Here is a 6767-nt window from a genome sequence, read left to right on the forward strand (position 1 = left end):
TTTTTCGCAATGGGTGGTTACGCCCTTTACGTATGGGGCAGCTTTGGTGCCACAGCCGTGGTCTTGGTCGCCGAGATCTGGCAGGTGCGCGCCCGCCGCCGCGAAATTGTGCGAAACCTTTTGGACGAAACCGGGTCAGATTCCGACTCAACTCAACACACATCATGAAACCTCGTTATCAACGTGCCGCCATCATCACCGGTGGCCTGGCGGCGGTCGGTCTGGCGGCTTACTTTGTACTGAATGCCTTCGAAAGCAATCTGGTGTTTTTCTTCACGCCCACCCAGATCGAGGCCGGTGAAGCACCCAAAGGCCGTGCCTTCAGGGTTGGGGGCATGGTCAAGGAAGGTTCCATCAAGCGCGACAACATGACGGTGAATTTCATCGTCACCGACACCGCACGCGATGTCAAGGTGTCTTACACCGGTATCCTGCCTGACCTGTTCAAGGAAGGTAAAGGTGTGGTGGCGCAAGGCCAGCTCGACAACTCGGGCCACTTCACGGCCACCGAAGTGCTGGCCAAACACGACGAAAACTACATGCCCCCGGAAGCGCAACACGCCATGGACCAGGCCCAAATCAACAAAGCCGCCAAATCCCTCAAGTAAGGACTTAAAACCATGATCCCTGAACTTGGCCATTTCGCACTGATTCTTTCCCTGCTGGTGGCCTTGAGCCTGGGGGTTTTTGGCGTTGCCGGCGGGCATCGCAACCGCGCCGACTGGATGGCATTCGCGCGTCCGGGGGCGCAGGTGCTGTGGCTGTTGACCGCCATTTCCTTTGCCTGCCTGACCTACGCCTTTTATACCAACGATTTTTCTGTGCAATACGTGGCACAACAGTCCAACACCCAGTTGCCGATGCTGTACAAAATCTCGGCCGTCTGGGGTGGCCACGAGGGCTCACTGCTGTTGTGGATGCTGATGCTGGCGAGCTGGATGCTGGCGGTCAGCCTGTTTTCGCGCCAGTTGCCCGATGCCATGGTGGCACGGGTGCTGGGTGTGCTGGGGCTGGTGTCTGTGGGCTTTTTGCTGTTCATGCTGCTCACCTCCAATCCTTTTTTGCGTCTTGCCGACATTCCTGAAAACGGCCGCAGCCTCAACCCCCTGCTGCAGGACCCGGGTCTGGTGTTTCACCCACCTCTGCTGTACATGGGCTACGTGGGCATGGCGATTCCATTTGCCTTCGCCATTGCGGCCCTGCTGAATGGCCGTCTGGACGCCGCCTGGGCGCGGTGGTCGCGCCCCTGGGCCACCGCCGCCTGGATTTTTTTGACGCTGGGCATCGCGCTGGGCTCCTGGTGGGCTTATTACGAACTGGGCTGGGGTGGCTGGTGGTTCTGGGACCCGGTAGAAAACGCCTCGTTCCTGCCCTGGCTGATCTGCACCGCACTGATTCACTCACTCGCCGTGACAGAAAAGAGGGGTTTGTTTCGCAACTGGACCATCATTCTGGCCATCACCTCCTTTTCACTCAGCCTGCTAGGCACCTTCCTGGTGCGCTCGGGCGTGTTGACCTCGGTGCACGCTTTTGCCACTGACCCGCGCCGAGGCGTCTTTATCCTGATCTTCCTGGCCGCGGTGGTAGGGGGGTCACTCGCCCTGTTTGCCGCGCGCGCCAGCAAAGTCCGCGCCGGCGGCAGCTTTGCGCTGGTGTCTCGCGAGACCTTTCTGCTGGTCAACAATGTGCTGCTGACCACTGCCACTGCCAGCGTGCTGCTGGGCACCCTGTATCCGCTGATCATCGACGCTCTCAACATGGGCAAGCTGTCGGTTGGCCCACCCTACTTCAATGCGGTCTTTGCGCCCATCATGGTGCCCGTACTGTTTTTCATGGTCATCGGTTCATATGCGCGCTGGAAAAATGACACCCTGGCCGAAATTGGCAAACGTCTGCGCCCGGTGGCAATTGTGTCGGTCCTGCTGGGCTGCAGCTTGCCGTTTCTGGCAGGGTCATGGTCACCCATCGTGGCAGTGGGTCTGACGTTGGCTGTGTGGATCATGCTGGGCTCGGCAGCTCACATTTATCGCCATATCCGCAATACCGGCCCGGGGCAAAGTACGCCACTGTCGTTCTGGGGAATGCATGTGGCGCACATCGGTATTGCCGTCTGCGTCGTGGGCATCACCATGGTCAAGGGCTACGAGACGGAGAAAGATGTGGCCATGAACCTGGGTGACACGGTGTCCGTAGGCGGCTACACCTTCCGCCTGATCGGCATCAAGCAGGTTCCTGGCCCCAACTACAAAGCCGATGTGGGCACAGTCGAGCTGATCCAGGATGGCAAAGTCATTAAAAACCTGTATCCAGAAAAACGTGCCTACTTTGCATCATCCATGCCAATGACAGAAGCCGCCATTGACGCTGGCCTGACGCGTGATGTGTATGTGTCGTTGGGCGAAAGGCTTGATGACAGCGCCACTTCGGCCTGGGCGGTACGGGTCTACCACAAACCCTTTGTCAACTGGATCTGGTTTGGCTGCCTGGTCATGGCTATGGGTGGCAGTCTGGCCGCGCTGGACAAACGTTATCGCAAAAAGTTGGCTAAACAAGTTGAGACCAAAGGTATTGCCAATGCAAAGGCAGTTGCGGCATGAAAAAAACGCTGATACCGCTGGCCATCTTCATTGTGCTGGTGGTTTTTCTGGCCATTGGCTTGACCCGCGACCCACGGGAAATTCCCTCCCCACTGATCGGCAAGCCTTCACCAGTATTTACCGCCCCGATTCTGGATGGCGCCGGCGCACAGTTTTCATCAAAAGACATGTTGGGCAAAGTATGGTTGCTCAACACCTGGGCTTCCTGGTGCGTTGCCTGCCGCCAGGAGCACCCACTGCTGGTTGAACTCGCCAAAACCAAAAGCTTTCCCATCATCGGGCTGGACTACAAAGACAAAGATGCTGACGGGCTGAAATGGCTGAGCCGTTACGGCAATCCGTATGACGTATCCATTGCGGATCGGGATGGCCGCATTGGCATCGACTTTGGTGTGTACGGTGTACCGGAAAGTTTCCTGATCGACAAGGCCGGTCTCATCCGCTACAAGCAGATTGGCCCCTTCACCGAAGAAGCCATCCGTGACAAATTGCTGCCTTTGGTGCAGGAGCTGCAGAAATGAAGAAATGGCTGGCCAGTCTGCCCTTGTGGGCAGCACTTTTATGGGTCAATCCGGTGCTGTCCAACGAGGCCGCCCCACTGGCTGAAGATCCGGTGGTAGAACAGCGACTGATCGTGATTGCCGAAGAATTGCGTTGCCTTGTCTGCCAGAACGAATCTCTGGCCGGATCACGGGCCGACCTGGCAATGGATTTGCGCCGCGAGGTGCGCACGCTGATCAAATCAGGCAAAAGTGATGCCGAGATCAAGAAGTTTCTGGTTGACCGCTACGGTGATTTCATCCTCTACAACCCACCCGTCAAACCCACCACCTGGTTGCTCTGGTTTGGTCCACTGGCATTGCTGTTGCTGGCCATCGGTGTGCTGTTGAACGTGGTTCGGCGCAATCAGCGGCAGACGGACACTCCCGTGCTGGATGCCCAGCAACGTGCCCGTGCACAAGCCCTTCTTCAAGAGACAGACTCCAAAAAATGAATGTTTTTATTGCATGTGCAGTGCTGTTGACGCTGCTGGTGGTGGCTTGGCTGGTGGTTCCCCTGTTGCGTAGCAGGACTGATCAGAGTATCTCTGCCGAAAAACTCAACGCCGCCATTCACCGTGACCAATTACAAGCGCTCGAAGCCGATCTGGCCCGTGGCGCAATCAGCCAGCAGGACTTCGAAGCCTCACGTGACGAGCTTCAATTGCGTCTGCTCGATGACACGCAGAGCTACAACGCTGTCGCAACACCGTCAACCGCGGGCTTCTGGAGTGCCAGAAAATCCGCCGTGCTGGTCGGATTGGGGTTGCCCCTGCTGTCACTGGCACTGTATCTGCAGATCGGTCAACCCCTGGCCATTGATGCCGTGGCGAAAGCCAATGTCAATGAGCAGGAAGTCCGCGAAATGATTGACAAGCTGGCGCAAAGACTCAAGGAAAAGCCCGACAACCCGCAAGGCTGGGCCATGCTGGCGAGGTCATACAAAGTGATGGGCCGATTTGACGAAGCCATCGACGCGTTTGAAAAATCCGGTGACTTGCTGCAAACCCAGCCTGACCTGCTGGTGGACTATGCAGATGTGGTGGCCGTCAAAGCAGAGGGTAATCTGGAAGGAAAACCCATGGCGCTGGTGAACAAGGCATTGAGCATCAACCCGCTGCACCCGATGGGCTTGATGATTTCTGGCGTGGCAGCCTACCGGCGTTCAGACTTCAAGCTGGCCATTAGCCAGTGGGAAAAATTGATGACGGTACTGGAACCCGGTTCGCCTGACGCACAACAGGTGGAATCTGACATTGCTGAAGCACGGGCCAAGGCCGGCCTCGGCGACGCACCCAAGACCGCCCTCATCGCGCCGCCACCCTTGCGCAACAGTTCCGCCACAGATTCTGGCAAGTTGCCACCTGTGGCCGAAGGTGCAGCCGCCGGCATGACCCCGGAGATGATCAACCAGATGGTTGAACGTCTGGCCACCCGCATGAAAGACAACCCGGGTGATCTGGCAGGCTGGGCGCGATTGGCCCGTGTGTACAAAGTCCAGGGCCGCATTGACGATGCAGAAAAAGCCTACGCCAAAACCGGCAAGCTGATGGAAACCGACGTCGACCTGATGACCCAGTACGCCGACTTGCTCGCCACCCGCGCCAAAGGTGATTTCAAGGGCAAACCGCAGGCTTTGATTGACCGGGCCCTGAAAGTGGATCCTAAACATCCGATGGCTCTGATGATGGCAGGCCAATCTGCCTACAAGTCGGCCGATTACGTCAAAGCCATTGGCCATTGGGAAACGGTCCTGAGCGTGCTGCCAGCCGGTTCACCCGATGCGATTCAGGTAAAAGCCGAGATTGCTGACGCCAAAACCAGGCAAGCTAATCGGTAGGTTCTGCCCATTCGGGCACGCCAAGATGCCTTGTATAAAGCTGTGTACAAAGAGACTGATAAAGCTGACTTATCCACAGCGCACGGGGCAGCGGCCGACTTGTTCAGCATTTGGGTACACCAGAAAAGCAAGGTCACACACAGTCATACGCGCAGGCCAAGCCCTTGATCTATAAGCAATAAGAGGGCTTGTCCACAAAAAAGTGGCAGCTTATCTACTATGACTAATTTAAAAAGTAACAGAATAAGGAATAACCAACAACCGTTTTATGGCGAAATTGGTCGCACAAGTGAACACCGAACGCTGCACCGGTTGTGGCCGGTGTATCTCTGTCTGTCCATTGGCTCTGTTTGTTTTTGAAACACACGACTGGAAAAAACGCTCGGTATTGCGAGAACCGTCCCGTTGCACCGGGTGTGATCGATGTGTTGCCAAATGTCCGGTCAATGCCTTGAGTCTGGTTCTGCCAAGATCGGAACATTGAGATGGTCAAGCCCGCTGTGCAGGAAATAGCGCTTTCAACGGTTTGGACATTGGCCAGGCCGGCGTCACTCTGGTTGACTGTGGTGGCGTGTCTGCTGGGCTGGGCAAGCGCTGCAGCCTGTGCTCACCAGCCTGATGGGCCTTCCATGCTTGCCACCCTTATTTTGGCCGCGGGTTTTCACGCCAGCGCCAATATGTTGCAGGAAACGGGTCGATCCGTTGGGGGTGCTGATGTGCGGGCACCCAGGTGGCTTTGCTCCTGGACCGGCGGTTTTGGTTTGGCAAGTCGAGGTGTCATCGATGTGCGACAGACCCGCCAGTTGGCCTGGGCGGTGTTGGCCCTGGTGGTGTTGGCAGGGGTGTTACTGGCGTTTAAAACTGCCTCCGGCGTGATCTGGCTCGGCGTTGCCGGTGTGATCCTGGTCTGGGCCTATGCTCTGCCACCCTTGCATTTGGGCAGCAGGGGTTTTGGGGCGATCATTGCCGCTGTCAGTTGGTGGCTGGTTGTGTTGGGTGCCGATTGGGTGCAAAGGCGTTATTTCTTTTTCATTCCAGCCATCAATGCCGTCAGTTTTGCCTTGCTGGTGGCCAATGTGCATCTCATGGCGTCGAACGTCATCCGCCGCGCGAGTTCGCCGGTGGCACGGCGGCCTGCCCCCGGCGGTGGTGAATTGAGGGGTTCAGCGACTGTTTACGGCATTATTTTGATGATCGCACACCTTTGGTTGGTGGGCGGAGTGATGGCGCTCTATCAGCCTCAACGGGCTTTGTGGGGGGTGTTGTCCTTGCCCTTGTCAACACTGGCGCTGGTATTTTTGTGGTTTCACGACAACCGGGTCGATCGCCTGCATGGGGCGCTGGGCTTGTCGATCGCTGCCGCGGTCGTGCACGGTCTGGCTATGGCTGCCGGTCTGGCAAGCATGTACAGCTGAAGTCAAATTTTTTCTGACCCGATCAAGTAAGATTTGGGGGTCACACTGCAAACTGGTCAATGCTGATCAGTGCACTCATTAACCGCTCCATCATCAGGTCTCGTGCTCAATTCCTTTGAAATCAAAAGTGCTCAGTTGCCTTTGGTGTCACTTTTGCTGAAATCGGCCGAGTGGGAGCAGGTCAACCACGAGGTGTTGCAACAGTATGGGCCTGGCGGTGAAAATGCCGACTTTTTTGATCAAGACGCACTGGTGCTTGATTTTTCAAAGCTGGATGGCCCGATTTCGCGGCACGCGGTCGAGACGCTGTTATCGACTTTGGCGGCCTGCCGCCTGAAGCCGGTGGCTTTCAGGGGCTGCCATCCTTCGGACCGGG

8 protein-coding genes and 1 pseudogene are annotated in these 6767 nt (G+C 56.9%); all 9 read left to right on the forward strand.

The features are described 5' to 3' along the window. Positions 1 to 9: 9 nt before the first annotated feature. Positions 10 to 168 (forward strand): heme exporter protein CcmD, encoded by a 159-nt coding sequence (ccmD, locus tag KBF66_RS06235; protein ID WP_296654101.1) that lies wholly within the window; start codon positions 10 to 12, stop codon positions 166 to 168. Then, positions 165 to 608, forward strand: coding sequence for a cytochrome c maturation protein CcmE (gene ccmE / locus KBF66_RS06240; protein WP_296654075.1), 444 nt, complete (start codon positions 165 to 167; stop codon positions 606 to 608). Before ccmD ends, ccmE begins: the two co-directional genes overlap by 4 nt. Before the next feature lie 12 nt (positions 609 to 620). Next, positions 621 to 2597: a heme lyase CcmF/NrfE family subunit gene (locus KBF66_RS06245; RefSeq protein ID WP_296654078.1), complete on the forward strand. Its 1977-nt coding sequence runs from the start codon at positions 621 to 623 to the stop codon at positions 2595 to 2597. Further along, positions 2594 to 3118, forward strand: coding sequence for a DsbE family thiol:disulfide interchange protein (locus KBF66_RS06250; RefSeq protein ID WP_296654082.1), 525 nt, complete (start codon positions 2594 to 2596; stop codon positions 3116 to 3118). Before KBF66_RS06245 ends, KBF66_RS06250 begins: the two co-directional genes overlap by 4 nt. Beyond that, positions 3115 to 3591, forward strand: coding sequence for a cytochrome c-type biogenesis protein (locus tag KBF66_RS06255; protein ID WP_296654086.1), 477 nt, complete (start codon positions 3115 to 3117; stop codon positions 3589 to 3591). Before KBF66_RS06250 ends, KBF66_RS06255 begins: the two co-directional genes overlap by 4 nt. Then, entirely contained in the window at positions 3588 to 4976 is a 1389-nt protein-coding gene (ccmI, locus tag KBF66_RS06260) for a c-type cytochrome biogenesis protein CcmI (RefSeq protein WP_296654089.1), read from the forward strand. Before KBF66_RS06255 ends, ccmI begins: the two co-directional genes overlap by 4 nt. Before the next feature lie 268 nt (positions 4977 to 5244). After that, on the forward strand, positions 5245 to 5460 hold the full coding sequence (locus KBF66_RS06265; RefSeq protein WP_296654093.1) for a 4Fe-4S dicluster domain-containing protein: 216 nt from the start codon (positions 5245 to 5247) through the stop codon (positions 5458 to 5460). Positions 5461 to 5605: 145 nt separating this feature from the next. After that, on the forward strand, positions 5606 to 6391 hold the full coding sequence (locus tag KBF66_RS06270; RefSeq protein ID WP_296654097.1) for a prenyltransferase: 786 nt from the start codon (positions 5606 to 5608) through the stop codon (positions 6389 to 6391). A gap of 102 nt (positions 6392 to 6493) precedes the next feature. After that, positions 6494 to 6767: pseudogene (locus KBF66_RS06275) on the forward strand (septum site-determining protein MinC); the annotation flags it as partial.

The sequence above is a fragment of the Rhodoferax sp. genome (assembly GCF_018063565.1).
Classification (GTDB): domain Bacteria; phylum Pseudomonadota; class Gammaproteobacteria; order Burkholderiales; family Burkholderiaceae_C; genus Rhodoferax.